This is a genomic window from Staphylococcus sp. HMSC65H10 (genome assembly GCF_001839185.1).
Classification (GTDB): Bacteria; Bacillota; Bacilli; order Staphylococcales; family Staphylococcaceae; genus Staphylococcus; species Staphylococcus simulans.
The window spans coordinates 66,389-87,571 of record NZ_KV840360.1 but is presented as its reverse complement, the minus strand read 5'-3'; the positions used below and the strand labels follow the sequence as shown (position 1 = coordinate 87,571).

The 21,183-nt window shown below is 36.3% G+C and carries 23 protein-coding genes; 4 read left to right on the top strand and 19 right to left on the bottom strand.

The features are described 5' to 3' along the window. Positions 1-142 precede the first annotated feature (142 nt). From cobA to HMPREF3270_RS08200, 16 genes are all read right to left on the bottom strand, one after another. Positions 143-1,096 (bottom strand): uroporphyrinogen-III C-methyltransferase, encoded by a 954-nt coding sequence (gene cobA, locus HMPREF3270_RS08275; RefSeq protein WP_057509960.1) that lies wholly within the window; start codon positions 1,094-1,096, stop codon positions 143-145. Next, on the bottom strand, positions 1,087-1,401 hold the full coding sequence (gene nirD / locus HMPREF3270_RS08270; protein WP_002479734.1) for a nitrite reductase small subunit NirD: 315 nt from the start codon (positions 1,399-1,401) through the stop codon (positions 1,087-1,089). The genes cobA and nirD overlap by 10 nt, the downstream gene beginning before the upstream one ends. Positions 1,402-1,403: 2 nt before the next feature. Next, the gene (nirB, locus tag HMPREF3270_RS08265; RefSeq protein WP_002479735.1) at positions 1,404-3,809 is read right to left on the bottom strand and encodes a nitrite reductase large subunit NirB; all 2,406 of its coding nucleotides are present in this window, start codon (positions 3,807-3,809) and stop codon (positions 1,404-1,406) included. Between the two features lie 2 nt (positions 3,810-3,811). Then, the gene (locus HMPREF3270_RS08260; protein WP_002479736.1) at positions 3,812-4,267 is read right to left on the bottom strand and encodes a precorrin-2 dehydrogenase/sirohydrochlorin ferrochelatase family protein; all 456 of its coding nucleotides are present in this window, start codon (positions 4,265-4,267) and stop codon (positions 3,812-3,814) included. Position 4,268: 1 nt separating this feature from the next. Beyond that, positions 4,269-4,985 carry a sirohydrochlorin chelatase gene (locus HMPREF3270_RS08255; RefSeq protein ID WP_023015068.1) on the bottom strand — a complete coding sequence of 239 codons (717 nt, stop codon included), beginning with the start codon at positions 4,983-4,985 and terminating at the stop codon, positions 4,269-4,271. A gap of 190 nt (positions 4,986-5,175) precedes the next feature. Next, positions 5,176-6,006 carry a formate/nitrite transporter family protein gene (locus tag HMPREF3270_RS08250; RefSeq protein ID WP_002479738.1) on the bottom strand — a complete coding sequence of 277 codons (831 nt, stop codon included), beginning with the start codon at positions 6,004-6,006 and terminating at the stop codon, positions 5,176-5,178. A gap of 216 nt (positions 6,007-6,222) precedes the next feature. Continuing rightward, positions 6,223-6,414 carry a hypothetical protein gene (locus tag HMPREF3270_RS08245; protein ID WP_002479739.1) on the bottom strand — a complete coding sequence of 64 codons (192 nt, stop codon included), beginning with the start codon at positions 6,412-6,414 and terminating at the stop codon, positions 6,223-6,225. A gap of 90 nt (positions 6,415-6,504) precedes the next feature. Continuing rightward, positions 6,505-6,975 carry an SRPBCC family protein gene (locus HMPREF3270_RS08240; RefSeq protein WP_060803604.1) on the bottom strand — a complete coding sequence of 157 codons (471 nt, stop codon included), beginning with the start codon at positions 6,973-6,975 and terminating at the stop codon, positions 6,505-6,507. Between the two features lie 143 nt (positions 6,976-7,118). Beyond that, positions 7,119-7,634 (bottom strand): YceI family protein, encoded by a 516-nt coding sequence (locus HMPREF3270_RS08235; protein WP_002479741.1) that lies wholly within the window; start codon positions 7,632-7,634, stop codon positions 7,119-7,121. A 169-nt stretch (positions 7,635-7,803) separates the two neighbouring features. Beyond that, positions 7,804-8,706 (bottom strand): CobW family GTP-binding protein, encoded by a 903-nt coding sequence (locus tag HMPREF3270_RS08230; RefSeq protein ID WP_070848159.1) that lies wholly within the window; start codon positions 8,704-8,706, stop codon positions 7,804-7,806. Between the two features lie 31 nt (positions 8,707-8,737). After that, a complete protein-coding gene (locus HMPREF3270_RS08225) occupies positions 8,738-10,069 on the bottom strand; it encodes a nucleoside recognition domain-containing protein (protein WP_023015072.1) in 1,332 nt (443 codons plus the stop codon). Then, entirely contained in the window at positions 10,063-11,181 is a 1,119-nt protein-coding gene (locus HMPREF3270_RS08220) for an NAD(P)/FAD-dependent oxidoreductase (RefSeq protein ID WP_002479744.1), read from the bottom strand. Before HMPREF3270_RS08220 ends, HMPREF3270_RS08225 begins: the two co-directional genes overlap by 7 nt. 183 nt (positions 11,182-11,364) lie before the next feature. Next, complete coding sequence (locus HMPREF3270_RS08215) at positions 11,365-11,964, bottom strand: DsbA family protein (RefSeq protein ID WP_031262467.1); 600 nt, start codon at positions 11,962-11,964, stop codon at positions 11,365-11,367. Positions 11,965-12,158: 194 nt separating this feature from the next. Continuing rightward, a complete protein-coding gene (locus tag HMPREF3270_RS08210; RefSeq protein ID WP_070848161.1) occupies positions 12,159-12,890 on the bottom strand; it encodes an amino acid ABC transporter ATP-binding protein in 732 nt (243 codons plus the stop codon). Beyond that, positions 12,887-13,621, bottom strand: a complete 735-nt coding sequence (locus HMPREF3270_RS08205) for an amino acid ABC transporter permease (protein WP_023015074.1) — start codon at positions 13,619-13,621, stop codon at positions 12,887-12,889. The genes HMPREF3270_RS08210 and HMPREF3270_RS08205 overlap by 4 nt, the downstream gene beginning before the upstream one ends. Beyond that, positions 13,605-14,387 (bottom strand): amino acid ABC transporter substrate-binding protein, encoded by a 783-nt coding sequence (locus HMPREF3270_RS08200; RefSeq protein ID WP_002479748.1) that lies wholly within the window; start codon positions 14,385-14,387, stop codon positions 13,605-13,607. Before HMPREF3270_RS08200 ends, HMPREF3270_RS08205 begins: the two co-directional genes overlap by 17 nt. Before the next feature lie 217 nt (positions 14,388-14,604). On the opposite strand from HMPREF3270_RS08200, the gene HMPREF3270_RS13740 reads away from it, so the two are divergent. Beyond that, entirely contained in the window at positions 14,605-14,712 is a 108-nt protein-coding gene (locus HMPREF3270_RS13740) for a putative metal homeostasis protein (protein ID WP_002479749.1), read from the top strand. A 318-nt stretch (positions 14,713-15,030) separates the two neighbouring features. Here HMPREF3270_RS13740 and HMPREF3270_RS08195 read toward each other — a convergent pair whose 3' ends face one another. The 3 genes from HMPREF3270_RS08195 to HMPREF3270_RS08185 form a co-directional block, all read right to left on the bottom strand. Continuing rightward, a complete protein-coding gene (locus tag HMPREF3270_RS08195) occupies positions 15,031-15,717 on the bottom strand; it encodes a 2,3-diphosphoglycerate-dependent phosphoglycerate mutase (RefSeq protein WP_070848163.1) in 687 nt (228 codons plus the stop codon). A 236-nt stretch (positions 15,718-15,953) separates the two neighbouring features. Beyond that, positions 15,954-16,850, bottom strand: a complete 897-nt coding sequence (locus HMPREF3270_RS08190) for a cation diffusion facilitator family transporter (RefSeq protein WP_002479752.1) — start codon at positions 16,848-16,850, stop codon at positions 15,954-15,956. 204 nt (positions 16,851-17,054) lie between these two features. Beyond that, positions 17,055-17,435: a GtrA family protein gene (locus HMPREF3270_RS08185; RefSeq protein ID WP_002479753.1), complete on the bottom strand. Its 381-nt coding sequence runs from the start codon at positions 17,433-17,435 to the stop codon at positions 17,055-17,057. Between the two features lie 174 nt (positions 17,436-17,609). Here HMPREF3270_RS08185 and HMPREF3270_RS08180 point away from each other — a divergent pair, with 174 nt between their 5' ends. From HMPREF3270_RS08180 to HMPREF3270_RS08170, 3 genes are all read left to right on the top strand, one after another. After that, positions 17,610-18,806, top strand: a complete 1,197-nt coding sequence (locus tag HMPREF3270_RS08180) for a putative multidrug effflux MFS transporter TcaB (protein ID WP_002479754.1) — start codon at positions 17,610-17,612, stop codon at positions 18,804-18,806. A gap of 121 nt (positions 18,807-18,927) precedes the next feature. After that, positions 18,928-19,554, top strand: a complete 627-nt coding sequence (locus HMPREF3270_RS08175; RefSeq protein ID WP_002479756.1) for a C39 family peptidase — start codon at positions 18,928-18,930, stop codon at positions 19,552-19,554. A 184-nt stretch (positions 19,555-19,738) separates the two neighbouring features. Continuing rightward, on the top strand, positions 19,739-21,124 hold the full coding sequence (locus HMPREF3270_RS08170; protein ID WP_023015075.1) for an amino acid permease: 1,386 nt from the start codon (positions 19,739-19,741) through the stop codon (positions 21,122-21,124). Positions 21,125-21,183: the final 59 nt, after the last annotated feature.

Genomic DNA, 21,183 nt, shown 5'->3' with positions numbered 1-21,183 from the left:
ACTCTTATTGTACGATTTCTATTATGTAAGATGTATTAGGGATTCACCTATAACCTAGAGGGGATTCCCTATGTTTTTTGAACAACACAAAAAAGCAGCACCCTCTTAGTAAGTGGCACTGCTTATACTTAAGATATTTTTTCTATGCTTTCACAATTTCTGTAATGTCATCCATCTGCATAAAGCGGTAGATTAAATCTAATTGACTTTGATGATAAGTATCTCCGCTATTCGGATCAATCATGGCCCAACCGCCAGCATCATAAATTTCAAATGCTTTTTCAATAGCCGCTTCTCTCTCTCCTGTAACGATACATTGTTTACCGAAATACTCAGGCAAGTGATCAGACTCAATATATGTGGCACCTTCTGTTAAGCCCATCGCATCTCCGACTAGTAAAATACCTGGTGCATCTTCAGGTGCAGCATCTCGTACATCTTCTTCAATCGTAGACAGATGTCCGCGAATAATCACTTGATTCGCATAAGAAACGTTGAAAATGGCACAAATCGGGTAGTCTTTGCCGACTTGTCGATAAATTTGTTCAATAATCTTATGAAGACGCTTGATACCCATGTAAATAGCTAAAGTTCCGCCATCAATCAATGAAGCAATATCAATTTCTTCTTCTTTTGAATCTTTAAAGCTTCCAGTTGTGAATGTCACACTCTTAGAGACGTTACGACTTGTTAAACCAATACCTAAAACAGCTGATGCTGCACTGGCTGTCGTAATCCCCGGAACAATTTCACAAGGAATATCATGTGCTTTTAAAGTTTCCACTTCTTCTTGTACACGCCCAAAAATCGCTGGGTCGCCTCCCTTTAGACGAACGACCCTTTGATGTTTGTATGCTGAATCTACAATGATGTCATTGATTTCACCTTGTTGAATATGTCGGCTGTACGGCTTTTTACCTACATCGACAATTTCAATACCAGGAGGTGCGAGTTGCAAGATAAAGGGATTAACTAATCGATCGTAAAGGACAATATCCGCAGTACGGATTAAATGTTCTGCTTTACGTGTCAATAAATTAGGATTCCCTGGCCCAGCACCGACCAAGTACACATGCCCGGTCGTGCTTACAGCCATAAATACACATCTCCATCTTCCACTTCTACTGTATAGACCTCAACGCAACCTTCATCAGGGTCTTGGACAAGACCCGTTTTTAGGTCGATTTGAGAGTCATGAAGCGGACAGAATACAGTATGACCTGCTACTGTCCCTTCAGATAATGGTCCTTGTTTATGCGGACACACATTATTAATCGCATGAATTGTACCGTCTTCTGTTAAGAACAATCCAATTTGTTTATCTTTCACAATGACTTTTTTACCGATTAAGGGTGTTAAGTCATCTAACGCCGCTACTTTAATTTTTTCTAACGTATGCATACTTACACCTTCTCTACTTCAAAGATTTTTTGATCTTCGCGATCATTTACAATTTCAGACCATGGCTCTTGTTCAACTGCACGTTTTGCTTCCATGATACGTTCATATAATGCATCTTGGTTTTCAGGGTTTAAGACATATTCTTTAACCACATCGAAGCCCATTCTTTCTAACCAAGGTGCTGTACGTTCAGTATAAATACCTGTTTCACGGTAATACTGCATGTACGCGCCGCATAGTTTGATTACATCATCTTCAGTTTCTACTGTAGTTAAGAATTGACCTTTCACAACTTCAGTACCGCCGTTACCGCCGACATAGATTTGGAATCCATTTTCTACACCGATAACACCGAAGTCTTTTACGCCTGATTCTACACAGCTTCTTGGACAACCAGATACACCCATTTTGAATTTGTGCGGTGTATCGATATATTCGAATGTTTTCTCTAAGCGGATACCAAGACGTGTTGTATATTGTGTACCGAAACGACAGAATTCTTTACCGACACAGCTCTTAACAGAACGTGTTTTCTTCGCGTAAGCAGATGCTGAACGCATGCCTAAATCTTTCCATACTTTCGGTAAGTCTTCTTTCTTAATACCATATAACCCAATACGTTGTGAACCTGTTACTTTAACTAGAGGTACATCATATTTCTTCGCAACTTCACCTAAACGGATTAATTGATCAGGGTTAGTCACACCACCACGCATTTGTGGGATAACTGAGAATGTACCGTCATTTTGGATGTTTGCGTGGTAACGTTCGTTTGCGAAACGAGATGCTTTTTCATCTTCGTGTTCATTTGGATAAATCATATTTAAGTAGTAGTTGACTGCTGGACGGCACTTAGGACAACCGCCTTCAGTTTTCCATCCAAGCACATTACGTACTTCTTTAGATGTTTTCAGACCTTTAGCACGGATTTGAGTCACGATTTGATCACGTGTTAAATCTGTACACTCACAAATACCAGCAGGTCTTGATGCGACAAACGCGCCGCCTAATGTATGTTCTAATAATTCACCAATTTGCGGTTTACATTTACCACAAGAGTTACCTGCTTTTGTAGCTTTAGTCACTTCCGCAACAGATGTTAAACCATCTTCTACAATCGCATTGACGATTGTACCTTTAGTTACACCATTACAGCCACAGATTGTTTCTTCATTATCCATGTCCGCAACAGATAAACCTTCTTCTTCGCCAGCTTTGCTTAATAATGAAACTAATGTGTAGTCTTCGATAGATTCACGTTTTTTCATCATATTGAAGAAACGCGTACCATCATCTGTATCACCGTATAATACCGCACCTACAACACGTTCACCTTTTAAGAAGATTTTTTTGTAGATATGATCTTGACTGTTGTAGATTTCAACACCTTCAACTTCTTCATCTTCTTGAATTTGACCCGCACTGTATAAGTCACAGCCTGATACTTTCAATGATGTGAATGTTGTTGAACCTTTATAGCCGTCTGTATCACGGTCAGTTAAGTAGTCAGCTAATACTTTACCTTGTTCATATAAAGGAGCGACTAAACCATAAACTTTGCCGTTATGTTGCGCACATTCACCTACTGCGTAAATGTTTTCATCACTTGTACGCATGAAGTCATCCACAACAATACCGCGTTCTACATCTAGACCAGAGTCTTTCGCTTCTTGAACAAATGGACGAATACCAACAGCCATAACAACTAAGTCAGCTGGTAATTCTCTGCCGTCTGCTAAACGGATACCTTCAACGTCGTTTTCACCTAGAATTTCTTTTGTATTCGCACCTAATTCAAAGCGCATGCCTTGTTTTTCTAAGTCCTCACGTAACATTTCACCTGCTTGACGGTCTAACTGCATTTCCATTAACCATTCAGCTAAGTGAACAACAGTAACGTTCATACCTTGGTCAAGTAAACCTCTTGCACATTCCAAACCAAGCAAGCCGCCACCGATAACGATTGCTTCTTTTTTCGTTTGCGCAATTTCAATCATACGTTCTGTGTCTTCAATCGTACGCCATCCGATTACACTTGGTAATTCATGACCTGGAATCGGTAAGACAAACGCATTTGAACCTGTCGCAAAGATACAAATATCATATGGAATCTCTTGTCCTGATTCAGTTTCCACTAATTTTTGTTCACGATTAACGCGTGTTGCACGTTCTCCTGTAATAAGTGAAATGTTATTTTCCTCATACCATGAGTAAGGGTTCATGATTGTTTCATCAACCGACATTTTCTTTTGTAAAATGTTTGATAACATAATGCGGTTATAGTTTGGATAAGGTTCTTTCCCTATAATTGTGATTTCATATTTATCTTTGTCTCTCTCTAAAATCTCTTCAATTGTTCTGACGCCGGCCATACCGTTACCGATCATGACTAACTTAGTTTTTGGCATCCTTATTCCCTCCCGTATTCTTCAGCTAAAAATTGTTGAATCGCTTGTGCCACATGTTTCGCTTTTTTATAATCTCCGCCATTTGAACGGACACTGATGGATAAATCTTCAAACTCAAATTCTTTCATATTAAAAAAGTCAGATCGTTCTTTATCCCCTGTATGGTTAACCAACTGTGTCGGTTTAGTATCTTTCTTGATCTGATCATTGATTTCTGGTGAGTCTGTTGCGATAATCACGACATCTGCGTTTTCAATATCTTCCTTCGCATAGTCTTTTGTGATTAATTTCATATTGGGGTAAGACTCTTCAAAAAATTCTGGCAAAAAAGATTTGGAAATAACTGTAACATCTCCGCAATTGGCTTTTGCCAGTTGTTTAAACTTACGGTATCCGATTCTGCCTCCGCCGACTAATACTGCATGTTTCTTTGACAAATCCAGTTGTATAGGATACATATCAAACCGCCTCTTTCTGATTCAATCTATCAATTAACATCTCATCTAACTCCGGTTCAAAATTCAACGCTGAAGCGATTGTAATATTGGAATCTCCTTTTATTTTCTCGATTTTTTTCTTAATCTTATTGACCAAGAAACCATCGTAAAAGAAAATTGGAATCACATAGATTTGGTCATAATCCTCTTTCATTTCAGGGAGTAACCCCTCAAATTGTTTATCCCCATAAAACATCATGGTGTAGACCGGTAAATCTGTAGTGATTCGTGTCGCAATATCATCGATTTCGGCATCAGGCTCTGTCACAATCGGACTGCCGTGCCCAATCAAAACAATTGCGGAACCAGGTGTATGTGCATCTGGCCATGCTTCGATACGTTGATTGATCCATTTAGTTAAACTTGGATGGTCGCAAAGGGGCTGACGTATTTCATACGTAATACTTGGAAACATCAGTTGCATCTGACGCATCACTTCAGGCAAATCTTGTAAGTAATGTCTGCCAGAAAATAATAAAAGCGGCACAATCACAAAGGAAGTTTCACCCTCCCATAAATGTTTACGTATTACCTGAGGTAATGAAAGTTCATCACTCTCGATAAACGCAACATCAAATGTGCCTTCTATTTGTTGTGCAACACTGTCAAGCTCCTCCATCAATAATTGATTTTGTTTGCCACGTCTCATTCCATGCATAACGACAATGGTTTGTGTCATATGCATTTCCCCCCTTTAATTGCATTGTACCTTAAATTTTGAATTAATGTGAATGCATTCACATAATTAATATAAAAATAGGGAATCCCCTTAGCTCTATCTTGAGGGGATTCCCTGACGTATTCAACTATTTATATGTGAAAACATAAAAAATTAAAAAACATTACATCATCTGCTGCATATTCTTTTATTATTTTTGTTGATCTAAGTAGTGATTACGTTTTCCGTTAAAGAATGCATAAAGCAGACCTACGAAAATACCGCCGCCGATATAGTTTCCGATAAATGCGAAAACAATATTTTTTAAGACATCTAACCAAGCTAATGCGCCGATATTGTAGAACATCATACCTGAGAATAAGTTAGCGTTGTAAACAACGTGTTCATAGCCCATGAATACGAAGACTACAACACCACATGCGATAAAGAAGCCTTTTGATAAGCCGTCTTTAAACTGCATAGATACGTAAATACCGATATTGATAAAGAAGTTTGCGAAGATTGCTTTCACTAAAATACCATCCCAAGTGCCAAGGATTGTTTTCTTATCGACAATACCTGTCAACGCTTTAACCATTTCTGGAGTCATAACGCTTGTGAATTTCATTAAACCGAATAACACAAAGCCTCCGACAATGTTTCCTAGGAAACATACGAAAAACAGCCATAAGATTTTACCGATTGGTACTGATTTATAATACGCACCAGCAGTCATATACATAAAGTTACTCGTCAAAAGTTCTGAATTCGTTAATACAATTAATACTAAGGCTAAACTGAATGAAACAGCTCCGATAAAGTTGATTGTTCCTTCATTTAAACCAGTGTGTTGTGTTTTCATCGCAAGCATAAATACTGCCACAATTGATAATAAGAAACCTGACATCATAGATTTTAAAAAGTAACGTGCAGGGGTTTTGCTTAACATTACTGATTTCATTTGTGATGAACTGACTACGCTATCCATCGTTTCGCGTGAAGTATATGTATCTTCAACCGTTTTATGATTTTGCATAACCATAAAAAACTTTCCCTCCCATAATCTAATCAAGATGTATCTAGTATATTATTAATTTAAGCCGATGCCTACCCTTTATTTAAATTTTCCTATATCTAATATTTAAATAATCTGTTCAGACCAATCAATTTTAAAATTATGTAAATGTTTCTTTGAAATTATGGGAAATTAGAAAAGAAAAAATACTGGAACAAAAACGCTCCAGTATTTCCATATCAATTATTTAGCTTGCTTTTGTGTTTTACGTTTAACCATCCATTTTAAGCCAGCTGAGAAGATACCACAGCCTGCGATTGTTCTTAATGTCCATTTCAATCCGCTATTTGAAACGCATTTTGATGGGAAAATTAAGGATGGAAGTAATGTACTGATAACGTAAAGAATCACAACTTTTACGTAACGCTCGTTCATTCATCTCACCTCTTTTGTGTTAACAATTATAGTTTAGCACTTTCAAATGAGATTGAATATCACTTAGCGCAGAAATCGGGGAATCCCCTATCACTGTTTCAGGAGTTCTTCTAACTGATCCAATGTACTCTCCATACCTTGTTCGACACCCATTTCCATCAGTTGTTTCGCTGCTTCTTCTGAAGGCATCACTGACACAGAACGTACTTCTGTCTGATGAGTTCCTTGTGATGTTAAATAGATTTCCACACGCATACCATGCATCTTTGTATCCACATGACCTTTTTCATCTGCGAAATAATCACGATAAATAATTTTGTGTGGAGCTTCTATCATTTCATAGTGTTGTACAGTATAACTTTGAGCGTCTGGCATCGTTATTTTAAAGAAATTCTTTCCACCTGCTTTTGGATTAAATTCAAAGACTTGTATCTCCCCGCCTTTAGGAAAGAACCATTGTTCAAATTTTTCTTTTGTAGTATAAGCATTGAATACCTGTTGTATCGGCGCATCAAATGTACGCTTGCCGATAATTTCATTACCTTCTCTTGTGACTGTCACATTTACACTTCCTTTAATGTTGAATTGTTTGTCTTGATAATCTTTTCCCAAATAACAGGCATATCATACCATTTCAAAAGCAAAAATGCGCATAAAAAAACTGGAATACAGCATTCCGCCATATTCCAGTGAGTAGGAAAAGATTAGTCTTCTACGATAAATTCTACGTCAGCTTCGAATTTAACGTCTTTACCGATTAATACGCCGCCAGTTTCTAATGTTTGGTTGAATGTCATACCGTATTTTTCACGGTCAACTTTACCTGAAACTGTGAATCCAGCTACGTTAGTATCGTTTAATGGGTTTTTACTTACGCCTTCAAAGTCAACATCGAAAGTTTCTTCATGTGTTTCGCCTTTGATTGTTAAGTCTCCTGTTACTTTGTCTTCAGAAGCTTCTTTGATTACGAATTTGATTTCTGGGTGCTCATCCGCTGCGAAGAAATCATTTGTGCGTAAGTGGTTGTCTCTGTCTTCTTGGTTAGTGTTGATTGATTTTACATCGATTGTTGCTTCACCTTTAAGTGTGCTGAAATCGTTTAAATCACCTGATAGTTCTACGTTAAATTGATCGAATGCACCTTTCACTTTAGAAACCATTAAGTGTTTCACTTGGAAAGCTACAGATGAATGTGCTGCGTCAAAAGTAAATTTAGTCATAAAACAAACCTCCAATTTTTATTTGTATACTTAGTATACCACATATATTTAATATATCAATAGTTTTGTCTAAATAATTTTGTTCTATTTTTCGCCTACCCGATTTCTATTAAGATATCCTTAACTTCAAAATAAAAAACACGCTATTCGATGTGAATAGCGTGACGTTTTAAAACTGTGGCACTTTGATTTTATCTAATTGATTGCCGATAACTACAAGATATTGTTCTGTCTGATTTTGTAAATCTATCGGTTCTATTTCCAATTGACCTTCGGCATATTGTACTAATTGTAATTGAGGATGTTCTGCAAGTTGTATAAAGCCTTTTGCGCGATACGTCGATTGAGGTAAAGTTTCAAACCATTTAACTAAATCTTCAAGTTTAACCGAATGTTTAAACGCAAAATAACGATGACCGATACCAGAATGTGCATGACCTAAGTCACAAGCTTGAGGTATAGTTTCTGCTTTAACTTGTACTTCATTAGAAAAGACTGTGCTCGTTTCAAATTGACCAAAACTGCCAACAGATATTTCTGCATCTTGATTAAGAATCGTTAAATCAGAAAGGATAGGGGCAATATCTTCAGGCTCACATCGATCGATTTTGTTGATAAAGAGATGTGAGCAATACGACAATTGATCATAATACAGCTTTTGCATATCGCCTGGATAACTTTCAACACGTTGATATAATGTCGCATCTACTACACCGATCACACTGCGGATAGTAGAAATAGGTGCAAGCACAGGCGTCAAACAGGCATCTATCACTGACTGTGTATGCGCAATACCGCTACATTCCACAAAAACTACATCTGGCTGATAATCTAAATAAATCTGATGTAATTGTTTTGATACATCTGCTTTCATCGCACAACAGATACAGCCTTCAATAATTTCGTCCATCGGTACTGAACCTTCAACCAGTTGACTGTCGACACTGGCTTGACCGAAATCATTCATAATCACAGCAGGTTGCAACTCTTGTTGAAGTGCAGCTTTAATTAAATGATTTAAAGCGGTTGTCTTACCGCCGCCTAGAAATCCGCCAATAATAATAATATCCATGTAATTGCCTCTTTCCATTTAAAGATAGAAATTAAATTAAAACACCTGCTAATAAAGCAATGGCTAATGTTAAAACGATTGATGTGACCATTTGTTTACCAATAATCGCTCCGCCTTGTTTTAAACCTAAATGTTTCGCCATCATTGAAACAGTCACCATACATGATGAAAATGTAGAACTGAAGAAAACTAAAACCAATAAACTGGCTGGTGATAATGATTGTAAAACTGCACCATTACCAAAATTAAATAACAACATACCGTCTTTTCGTATCATTGAGAATAAGATCCCTGGTGCCATACTATCTGGAATATGAAGTAAGTAAAGTAATGGCGTGAAGATTGTAGAAATCACCGTTAAAATTGGTGTCAAAGCTAATAAGCTCACAACAATACAGATACCAATAAAGATCGGTAATGCCTGCATCAGGAACATCTCAATCGTACCCCAAATTTGTTTCAGCAAGGGTTTTAGACTCGGCCACTTCAATTGATTGCGATAAACCGGTGGTGTTACATGAAAACTATTTTGTTTACGATACCATAATTTATTATGCAGAATACCCCCTGCAAAGACGAGCAATAAATAAGGCGCAAACAACCATGAATGTTGGGCAGCGCTAAAGATAGATAGTGTCGCACCAATTTGATAACTGCACGATGAACCAAAACTGATAATACTCATACAGCTTGTTTTAGTACAAGCGCTACATTGACTATTTGCTTGTGTAATAGCTGCCGCATTACAACCAAAACCTTCTAAAACCGGAATAATATCTTGACCATCCAACCCTACTTTACGCATCGTGGGTTCAATCGACCACACCACAAACTGTTTTAATTGTGTTTGATCAATCACCGCAGTGGAAATTCCAATCATTACGACCACAGGCAATGCCCATACTAAGGAATAAATACCTAATGACAACACACCGTAATCACCGTACAGTACTTGGTTCAACCATTGAAATGATGTGTGCGCATGCGTGGTCATCATTTCTATCCAATGGGAAACATATTGATTTTGAAGCCAATCCGAAAAGTGATACGCCAAATAAATCGGTAAAGCAAACATAAGGAAGATAATTAACCAACCTAGTAAAGTATCATGGAACTTTGGATGATGTTGACGACTAGCTTCTACATACGCTTTTAATTTCTGTATATCGTATTGTGTTTGCGTACTATCTGAAACGACCGCTTGATATGGTGAAGCGTGAATATGTTCCTTCGTAATAAACTGGCGCAGCAAAAATTGCTGCGCAGTTGTTAAATGTTTAAAGCCGATCAACTTCAACTGATGTGTGCCATCTGGTATATCAGTGGTTTGCCCGTTTGCTAAGTTGAATTTAACTTCTAGCATGAGCAGTCCACTTCACAGCAGCTGTAGTCATCTAAATACATATTATTGTTTTTATAAACTTCAACCGCTTCCTCATTAATTTCTAATGCTTCTCTTTCTAACACTGTTGTCGCAAGCACCGCAAAACGTGCACGGAATTTATAGATATAACATAAAATCGCATCCGCATGACGTACAGTTGGGCCGATTAAGAAGACATTTGGATAGCGTGTTGATTCATCATTATCTGTTAACTCAATGTCACCATCTTGTGTACTGAATAGTTGTTGGACTAATGGATTCGTTGTCGCATCGAAACCAGTTGCTAAAATCGGTTCATTTTTTGATGTTGCTTGCTTACCATTATTAAACTGGATCACATATTTACGGTCTACATCAGAAAATGAAATTTTAGATGCAGTGTAACCCACATTCAATTCAATCATAGCGCCTTGTTGGACTGCTTTACGTAAGCGTTGATGCGTATATGGTGATAAACGAATACTTGGATCAGCATGTTCATCTTCTAAACCTGTTGAATGCGTATAGATAGAAACTTGCTTTCCTTGTTCAGCCATACAAATCGCCGCATCAAAGGCACTTTCATTACCGCCGATAATGATATATTCATCACCCGGCATTTTCGTAAAGTCTTCTACTTCGCTATAATGCTGACCATACTTAAATGGTTTACGCGCAAATGAGAAATCTCCTGTCGCTACAAAGATATATTCACTTGTGATTAAACCTTGATTTGTTTCAATTTCATAATGTCCGTCGACAAACTCAACTTTTTCAACGGCAGTATCTTCTTGTATCGGAAGTTCATAGTGTTGGGCTACTGTTTGTAAGTAATCTGCGTACGTTTCACCTGAAACGTGTTCTTCATTAAATGTATAAGCTGGAGAAGTTTCAGTAGACACGGCATTAATGTCCGGCATACCAAAACCATTTGTTGTGAATGAAGGGGTAATTGTTCTTGTAGACTTCGGCCAATTTAAGAAAGATTGTCCGACCTTACCTTTATCAATCACAATCATATCATTATCATCTAAACCTATTTGTTGGAACGCAATTGCCATGCCGACACCTGCTGCACCTGCACCTATAATTGCTACACGGTAATGTTGCATTATTTATTACTTCCTTTCCTTATCTCTCTATCAATCTCTATATAAACTCAAATCGTAATCGTTACGTTTTATATCAAAGTATTTTATCACTTACACATACTAAAGACAAGAATAGGAAATCAGATTAAATATAAAAAGACAGTTTGCATCGTGACGCCTCACCACACAAACTGTCTTTTGAACTTATTCTTCTAGTAATTTTTTATAGTCTTTAAATTGATAGGGGTCTTTTACAATCTGTCCATCAATATAAACTACTGGTACTGTGTCTATCTTTTTTTCTTTCGCTAACGCTTTATCTTTTTCAGCTGCTTTATATGACTTGCTGTCTTTGGTTTTATAATCTTTTTTAATCTCTTCTTTTGTTTGTTTTGAGATATTGAGTTCATCAATCAGACCATCTAGTAATTTTTCATTAATCCATGGTTTTTTATGATCTTTTGTTTCAGGTTGTTCTGTATAGATTTTTTGTTGGAAATTTAAATATTGTTTCGGCGCATAAATTTTAACCGCATGTCCGGCACGCGAACCGATAATTGAATCCTTACCTAAGAAAGCCACATTAACCATTTGATAATCAGCTTTACCTTTATCGATATAATCTTTCTTCAGTGTCGGCATGATATGGTCTTCTACTTTCTTGCAGTAAGGACATTTATAGTCCGCGAATTCTACAATTTTAATTTTATCGCCTTTACCTGCTAAATCAGGATCTTTTTGAGAACAGCCTTGAACAATGACTGCCAAAATAACAGTACTAATAAATAATAACCATTTTTTCATTTCATTTACGCCTCGATTCATGAGTTTTACTTCTTTGATGCGAATCGACTTCTTGTCTTATATTTTTTCTACTCACTCTATTTTTATACTCACAAACCTCATCATACACCTGAAAGCATCACCTTTCTAGTTTGAAACGACTTAAATAAAAATAAAAAGCCTTCGATTATGAATTAACCGAAGACTTCCTATTATTATTGTTCTTGAATTACATTTAAGAAGCGTTGTAATGCTTCTGTTTTAGGATGTTCAAACAACTCAGATGGAGGACCTTGTTCACCAATCTGACCTTCATTGATAAAGACAGTTTTATCTGAGACTTCCTTCGCAAATTTCATTTCATGCGTGACGATAACCATCGTCATACCTTCTTGAGCAAGTTCTTTGATAACACGTAAGACTTCAACAACTAACTCTGGATCCAGTGCTGAAGTCGGTTCATCAAACAACATCACTTTAGGGTTCATCGCTAAAGCTCTCGCAATCGCCACACGTTGTTGTTGACCACCAGATAAAGCAATAGGATACTGATCTTTCACATGCGTCAAACCCACTTTTTCTAGTAAGTGTTCAGCACGGGCTTTCGCTTCACTTTTAGCCATTTTCTTTACGACAATCAAGCCTTCCATGACATTTTCAACTGCTGTTTTATGGGGGAATAAATTATAGTTTTGGAATACCATGCCAGATTGTTTACGTACACGAATTTGTGATTTCTTATCCTCATTCTTATAAGTTTCACCATTTACAAAGACTTGACCTTCTGTCGGTAATTCTAGCGCATTCATCATACGCAATAAAGTTGTCTTTCCTGAACCAGAACGTCCGATTAATGTTATAACTTCACCTTCAGCGACTTCTAAGTCGACACCTTTAATCACTGTTTTATCTCCAAATGCCTTTTTGATTCCTTTTAATTCAATCATGCGCGATACCCTCTTTCTAAGTAAGCTTCATAGTATGACTGAATCACTGAGATAATAAAACATACTACCCAGTACATTAAAGCAACCAGAATATAAATTGTTAAATATTCATAAGTTGTTGATGCAACTTCTTGTGCTTTTCTGAACATTTCAGCTACTAAGATAAACCCAACTAATGATGTATCTTTCAATAAATTTAAGAAAGTATTACCTAATGACGGCACCGACACTCTGATTGCTTGAGGCAAAATAATACGTCTGATTGTTTGACTGTAATTCATACCAATTGAATATGCCGCTTCTGTCTGACCTTTCGGAATAGACATAATACCACCACGAATTATCTCAGATGCATAAGCACCTACATTTAAAGATAATCCTATAATCGCAGCCACAACTGAAGGCAGTGTCCACTGGGTATCTGGATTATTCGTAATCAATCTGCCAAGTTCCGGCAAACCATAGAATATGATAAAGAGTTGTACAATCATCGGTGTGCCTCGAATAATTGAAACATAAACACGTGCAATACTACGCAATATCTTACTTGTAGAAATACGCATTAAAGCTGTAAATAATGCGATAAGTAAACCTAATACAAACGTTACCAGCGTGATGGGAATAGAATATTTTAATAAACCGCCAAGCATCGGCAAGAATGCTTGTTGTGCTGCGTCCCATGCGTGTTGCTGCTGGTCATTTAGCACAATCGCATTAAGGTTTAGAAACATCTTGACCAAACCATTTCTTACCTATTTTAGCTAACTCACCATTTTTCTCTAATTTATCTAAAGCTTTGTTAACTTCTTTGATCGTTTTGTCATCTGTTTTCTTAGAGAACGTGAATGCTGTTTTACTTTTTTCTGCATTGCCTTCAATCACTTTAATTTTCGCATTAGGTTTTTGCTTAATATAGTCTAAGTAAGATAAATTATCGTTAAATGTACCGTCTGCACGATGAGACTGAATCAAATCTACAGATTGGTTAAAACCATCTACTTTTACTAATTCAGCACCTTTTTTCTTCGCTAACTCACCGAAGTTAGATGTAAATGTTTGTGCCATTTTCTTACCTTTGACATCATCAAAACTTTTGATGTCTGTATTATCTTTGTTCACAACCAAAACACCTTTAGAGAATGTGTATGGTTTCGAGAATTTATATTTTTGTTCTCTTTCTTTATTAATACCGACTTGGTTTGCGATCACATCAAAACGACCTGAATCTAGTCCAGCAAACATTGAGTCCCATTGTGTTTCTTTAAACTTAACTTTATAACCCATTTCTTTCGCTACTGCTTTTGTAACATCAATATCATAGCCAGTCAGCTTACCTTCTTTATCATGGAAAGTAAAAGGTGCATATGTACCTTCTGTCCCAACTACAAATGTTTTATCATCTTTATCTGATGACTTTTTATCATTTGAACCATTGCCGCATGCTGCGAGTGCCACCGCAATAACTAGTGTGAATACTGCTAACAAAATTTTCTTCATAACATTTCTCCTTTTATCCTTATCAATATAATCGGAATACTTAATATTTTAAGTCAAGTCATAACTTCCGTCAATACAAATTACTCAGACTTAACCGATTTAAAATGTGACGATATTGAGAACGTTTCTCAATTAATTTTATAAATCGTAATCATTCCTATTTACAAACATGTATTTTTCATGCATAATAGGAAATACGATTAGGAGGCGAAAGAAAATGAAACAAGATTTAGCAACAGCAAGACGTAATTTAAGTAGCCCGAATATCAAAACGCGTAAACGTGCGTTAAAGATTATCAAGGCACATAAACGTAATAATAAATAACGTTTTCCATATACTTTGCAAATGATCCTTTAACATTAATTTTCACAGATTTTATGTCCAAGACGTTTTTCACAAACACTTATTTGTGCTCTACCCATTAAGCACACCTCTGCAGCTGGATATAAACAGTATTTCAAAAAACATTCCCTTAACTTTTTATTCCTAGACAATTAATAGTTGTAGTCTATTAAACGCGATTGGTCATTTGCAAAATTATAGCCTGAGCACCCTACTTCCAAGGTTGCTCAGGCTTTTTTACATATATGAAAAAAAACAGCGGTAAAATAACCGCTGCTCTTTCATGATTCATCTATTACTTTATAAATATCTTTTAGAAACAAAGTTCAAATTGTCATCTAATTCATAGATTAAAGGTGAACCTGTTTTAATTTCATAACCTACGATATCTTCATCAGATACCCCTTCAATATGTTTGATTAACGCACGTAATGAGTTACCGTGTGCTGAAACTAATACTGTTTTACCAGTTAAAAGTTCAGGCACAATTTGATCATCCCAATAAGGAATAACGCGTGTTAATGTATCTTTTAAACTTTCTGAAGTCGGTACAACACGTGCATCTAAATCACTGTATTTACGATCAGCTAAATCTGCTTCACGTTGTTCTGCTGTAGCTTCTGGGGGTGCGATGTCATAAGAACGACGCCAAATATGCACTTGTTCTTCACCGAATTCTTGACGTGCAGCATCTTTGTTTAAACCTTGTAATCCACCGTAGTGTCTTTCATTTAATCTCCAAGTTTTATGAACTGGAATAAATAATTGATCAGAGCGTTCAAGTAAATAGTAAGTTGTTTTGATAGCTCTTTTTAATACGGATGTGAAGGCAACATCAATTTTGATTCCTTCTGCTTTTAAGCGATCACCTGAAGTCGTTGCTTCTTCTTTACCTTGGTCAGATAAATCAACATCTGTCCATCCAGTAAATAAATTTTCTGCGTTCCAAATACTTTGACCATGTCGGCATAATATTAATTGAGGCATATATACCCTTCCTTTCTTCTAAGAAAAGCGCTCAATTTGATATACATCACTTTTCATCTCATATTTTACCACTTTTTTATACAACATCTCATAATTTTTAGCTTAAAATGAAAAGATAGAAAATTTGTCACATTTTTACTCTATAAAAACAAAATGATGAACATATGTCGCTTGATGTTAAATCTCTTCAAATAAAAACAGCACCTAAGCAATGGCTTAAGTACTGTTTACCCTATTTATGAATGATGCACTTCATGAGATTCTTCTTCAGGATGATATGGTTCTGGATGTACGTAAACCGAAGATACACCTTTACTATGCATATGTGTTTCAACTCGGTCACAAATAGCATGCGCTTCTTGTAATGTTAAGTCTGGTTCTACCGCAATGGTCACATCCACGAATACACTGCTGCCGTGATAACGTCCTTTAATACTGTTGACCGCAATGACATCTGACACTTCTAACACATCTTGACGATAATTTTCTAAGTCACGTTCATTAAATCCATCACTTAATGTGAAGATTGCTTCTCTGAAAATAGAAAAGCCTGTATAAACGATTAACGCACCTAAAATCGTTGCGAGAATAATATCGACAATCGGTAAACCGAATTGTGTAAATATCAAGCCGATACCAGTTCCTAAACTGACAATACTGTCAGACATGTTGTCTACTGCTGAAGAATGGAGTGAGCGGCTTTTGGTTTGTTTTGCTAAACGGAAATTATAGTAAGACACACCAAGCATGACAAACCCACTGACAATACTGACAATAATCGTAATCGGTGTCGGAGTATGATAATCATTTAAAAACAAACGTGGGAAGTTTTGCATCATAACTTGAACCCCGACGAACATAATAATGAACGAAACAAGTAATGAAGCAATGTTTTCTGATTTTAAATGACCATAAGGATGATTACGATCAGCAGGTTTGATTGAAATTTTCAAACCGACAATAACCGCAATTGAAACTAAAATATCAGTCATATTGTTTAATGCATCGGCTCTGACTGCCGCAGAATGATACAACGTACCTACAACATATTTAACAATAGATAGTACAATATAGGTTACTAAACTTAAATACGCACCTTTTTGTGCGCGTTGTAAATTAAGTGTTTGCGACATGGAATGTCCCACCCTTTCTTTAATTCATGTTTAGTATGCGGTATTTCATAACCACTTTCAATTTTTTTATTTTTAATTATTTTTTAATTTCTTGTGCTAATTTTTTAGTTAGCCTAACCTAAATATTAATTAAAACGAAACCTTGAGTTGAGACTAAAAAACAAGATAAGCCCTTTATTAAAAAGAATCTTATCTTGCTTCGTATTAGTCTCTTAATATGTATTTAGATAATACAAATGTTACAGGAATGGTAATGATTAATCCTGCAAAAGGTGCAATCACTGATGAAATGTGAAACCATTGTACAAAGACATAGAGCAACACCGTCTGCATGCCCATATTTACAACTTGCGTTAAAGGGAATTGAATAAATTTGCGCCATGTCGGTTTGACTTTATATACAAAATAACAATTCAAATAGTACGAAATAATGAAACTGACTACAAAACCTGTAATATGGCTGACAAGATAATTGATACCTATCACTTTCAACAATAATAAATATACAATGTAATAATTGAAGGTATTAATACCGCCTACTATAATAAATTTGATAATTTCAAAATGTGTTTGTGTTAACTTCATCTATCGTGCACCATCACTTTTCTTCTAAAAATCGATAATTCAACGTTATTATAGCACTTCTAAATTCTTCATTTCACTTATTTTCTGTCGCACTGAAAAAAACATACACACAAGCCGCTGATTTACGTTACAATTAACCATAATAATTGATTAACAGAATAGGAGTTATCTCAAATGGTCAAAACTGAACAATCACGGCTCCCTATTATTATGATTATAGTTTTAGGAGCTATGACCGCTTTCGGTCCTATGTTGGTAGACATGTATAACCCTGCCCTTCCTCAAGTGCGGGATGATTTCGGTGTTTCTACTTCAACATCACAACTTACTTTATCCTTTGTCATGATCGGTATGGCACTAGGACAATTTGTTTTCGGTCCACTCTCTGATGTTTATGGACGTAAGAAAACAGTGTTATCGATTTTAATCGGTATTGCGGTTGTCTCTTTAGCTTGTGTCTTTGTGTCATCTATTAATGTCTTCTTAGTCTTACGTTTTATTCAAGGGTTACTTGGAGGCGGCGCAATTGTAATCGCAAGAGCAACTGTCAGTGACCAATATGAAGGTGCAAGCTTAACGCAAATGATCGCAACTTTGCTTGTGGTTAATGGTATTATTACGATTATTGCACCATTAATCGGCGGTTATACCTTAGCATTTACATCATGGAAAATGATTTTTGCGGCATTAACACTGATTTCATTAGTGATTTTCTCAATCGCATTTATTAAGATGGAAGAAACACGTGATACGGCAAATGTACGCTTAAATTTCGGCGCAATTTTTAAAGACTTCGGTCACTTATTAAGCAAAGCGCGTTTTGTCATTCCAATGTTGATGCAAGGCTTTACTTACGTGATGCTTTTCAGTTTCGCAGCCGCTTCACCTTTCATCACACAAAAAATTTACCATATGTCACCTCAAGCATTCGGTTGGATGTATGCGGTAATTGGTATTGGATTAATTGCGATGAGTCAAATTACCGCATTTGCGGTGAAGTATATTGAAAGAGAGAAATTGCTGCATATCTTAACAGGTATTCAAGTATTTGGTGTAATCCTTGTGGTCATCACAACAGGTTTCCATTTACCATTACCGTTATTATTAGCTTCTTTCTTTATTATGGTATGGCCGGTAACAGGTATTGGACCGCTTGGTTTCTCTTTAGCGATTGAAGAACGTTCTGGGGGAAGCGGTAATGCTTCAAGTTTACTTGGTTTATTCCAATTTATCATCGGCGGTATTATCGCACCATTAGTTGGTATTCAAGGTGGTACAAGCGTCGGTCCATTTATTGTGATTATCTTAATCACTAGTGTGTTAGTCATCGTCTTAAACGTTTGGTTACACAAATTAATTCAAGTTAAATAACATGAATGAGAGTGAGACAACAGTCTCGCTCTTTTTTATATTTTCTGAGACAAAGTAATATACTCAGTCATGTACAACTTTTATAATAAGAGTAATGATGAACGATGGGGAGTTATCAAAAATGAAGAAAATACTAAATGTTAAACCAAAAAGTCAGCTCTCTCCAATTCCTATGGTCATGGGCTGTGAAGGCACTGCCGCATCTATGCTGCTGGATTATAATCATATATTTGTCCACCCTATTTCTTTAATGAAGCGTTGGCCGACACATCCAAGCAATCCGAATAAAGGCTACGTCGGTCATTTCTTAATGATTAAACCGGGTGCACATCAAACGATTTTCCCAAATGCATTTGTTCCCTACTTGAAACAATACGACACACGTATTAAAGATGGTACTGGTAAATCATTAGCTGAACTTGAACGTATTATCGATGCAGGTCAACCTGTGTTGATTTATCACACAGTACTGGGCCAAAAACCGCAGCGTCGAACGTTCAGAGTCGATGACACACGTAAAGAATGGGTCTCAAACATTCATATCACCTTATTAATCGGATATGACCAAAACAACTATTTTTATATTGATCCATTATGGGCACAATTTGGTCGTAAACTCTATGTTCCGGCTTTGATCCCTTCACGTTATCAAGTGATTCAAATCCCGAAAGATAAAATGCGTCAAAGCTATGACTCAGCCGGTCGTCTTTGTTTATATCATGCGACAGAAGCCACAGAAAATTTATAGAAAATGCTTACCCAAACCAGCTAAAAAATAACAAAATTTTTGATAGTTTTAAATTATGTACTTCATAAAAGTTTTTTATATTTATACATTAACAATTGCAATGTCCTGAAATTTTTTATATCATTATTAACATCATTTAACGTCAACCCCTTTGTCATATACAAATCCGAAAGGGTGCAAAAATTTGGGACAGAAATTACAAAAAGACCTCAGCAATAGGCATATACAGTTAATCGCGATTGGTGGGGCAATTGGTACAGGTCTCTTTTTAGGATCTGGCCAAACGATTAAATTAACAGGTCCGAGTATTTTCATCGCTTATATCATCATTGGGATGTTTTTATTTGCGTTTATGCGCGGACTGGGCGAGTTACTTTTAAGCAACACACGTTTTAATTCATTTGTAGATATTGCTAATGAATATCTAGGACCATTCGGCGGTTTTGTGATTGGATGGACCTACTGGTTTTGTTGGATTGCATCAAGCATGTCTGACTTAACAGCTATCGGTCAATATATTTCATATTGGCTGCCTGATGTTCCTAACTGGATTTCAGTGCTGTTCGTGGTATTAATCTTAATTTCATTCAACTTGTTAGGCGCAAAATTGTTTGGTGAACTAGAATTCTGGTTTGCTTTAATTAAGATTATAACTATCATCGCATTGATTGTAGTAGGACTAGTATTAATTTTCATGTCAGTAAAAACTGAACATGGTACAGCAAGCTTTTCAAACTTAGTCAGTCATGGCGGATTATTCCCTAATGGTGCTTTCGGCTTCTTAATGGCTTTCCAAATGGCAATCTATTCATTTATTGGTATAGAATTGATCGGTGTAACTGCCGGTGAAACGAAAGACCGTGCTAATACGATTCCGAAAGCCATTAATAATGTACCGATTCGTATCTTATTATTCTATGTCGGTTCATTAATCATTATCACATCTGTAGTTCCTTGGAATACTTTAAGTGAAAACTCAAGTCCATTCGTTAAAGTTTTCGGCTTGATTGGTATTCCATTCGCCGCAAGTCTTGTGAACTTTGTAGTTATTACAGCTGCAGCGTCAGCTACTAACAGTGGTATTTATTCAAACAGCCGTATCTTATTCGGTTTAGCTGAACAAGGCTTAGGTCCTAAAGCATTAGGTAAAGTCAATCACCGTGGCGTACCGCATATTTCAATGTTGATTTCATCAATTTTATTACTGTTCGCAGCATTATTGAATTATGTCTTCCCTAATGCAGTACAGTTATTTATCTATGTCACAACACTATCAACCGTACTTTACTTATTTGTTTGGACATTGATTATCATTTCATACATTATTTATGCCTTTAAAAACAAGCAGGAACATAAAACGAATGACTTTAAATTACCAGGTGGTCCATATGCCGGTATCGTTGTGTTACTCTTCTTCTTGTTTGCCTATGTACTGTTATTCTTTACAGAAGAAACAAGAAATGCACTATTTGTATCACCGATTTGGTTTATTATCGTCATTATTTTCTATCAGAAATATAAACACAACGCACATGCGAATGTCGCAAAAATGCGTGAAACAAAAGAATAAATCTCAAAAAAGCCAAGAACGTCAGTGTTCTTGGCTTTCGTTTTATAGTCGCTTCCCTC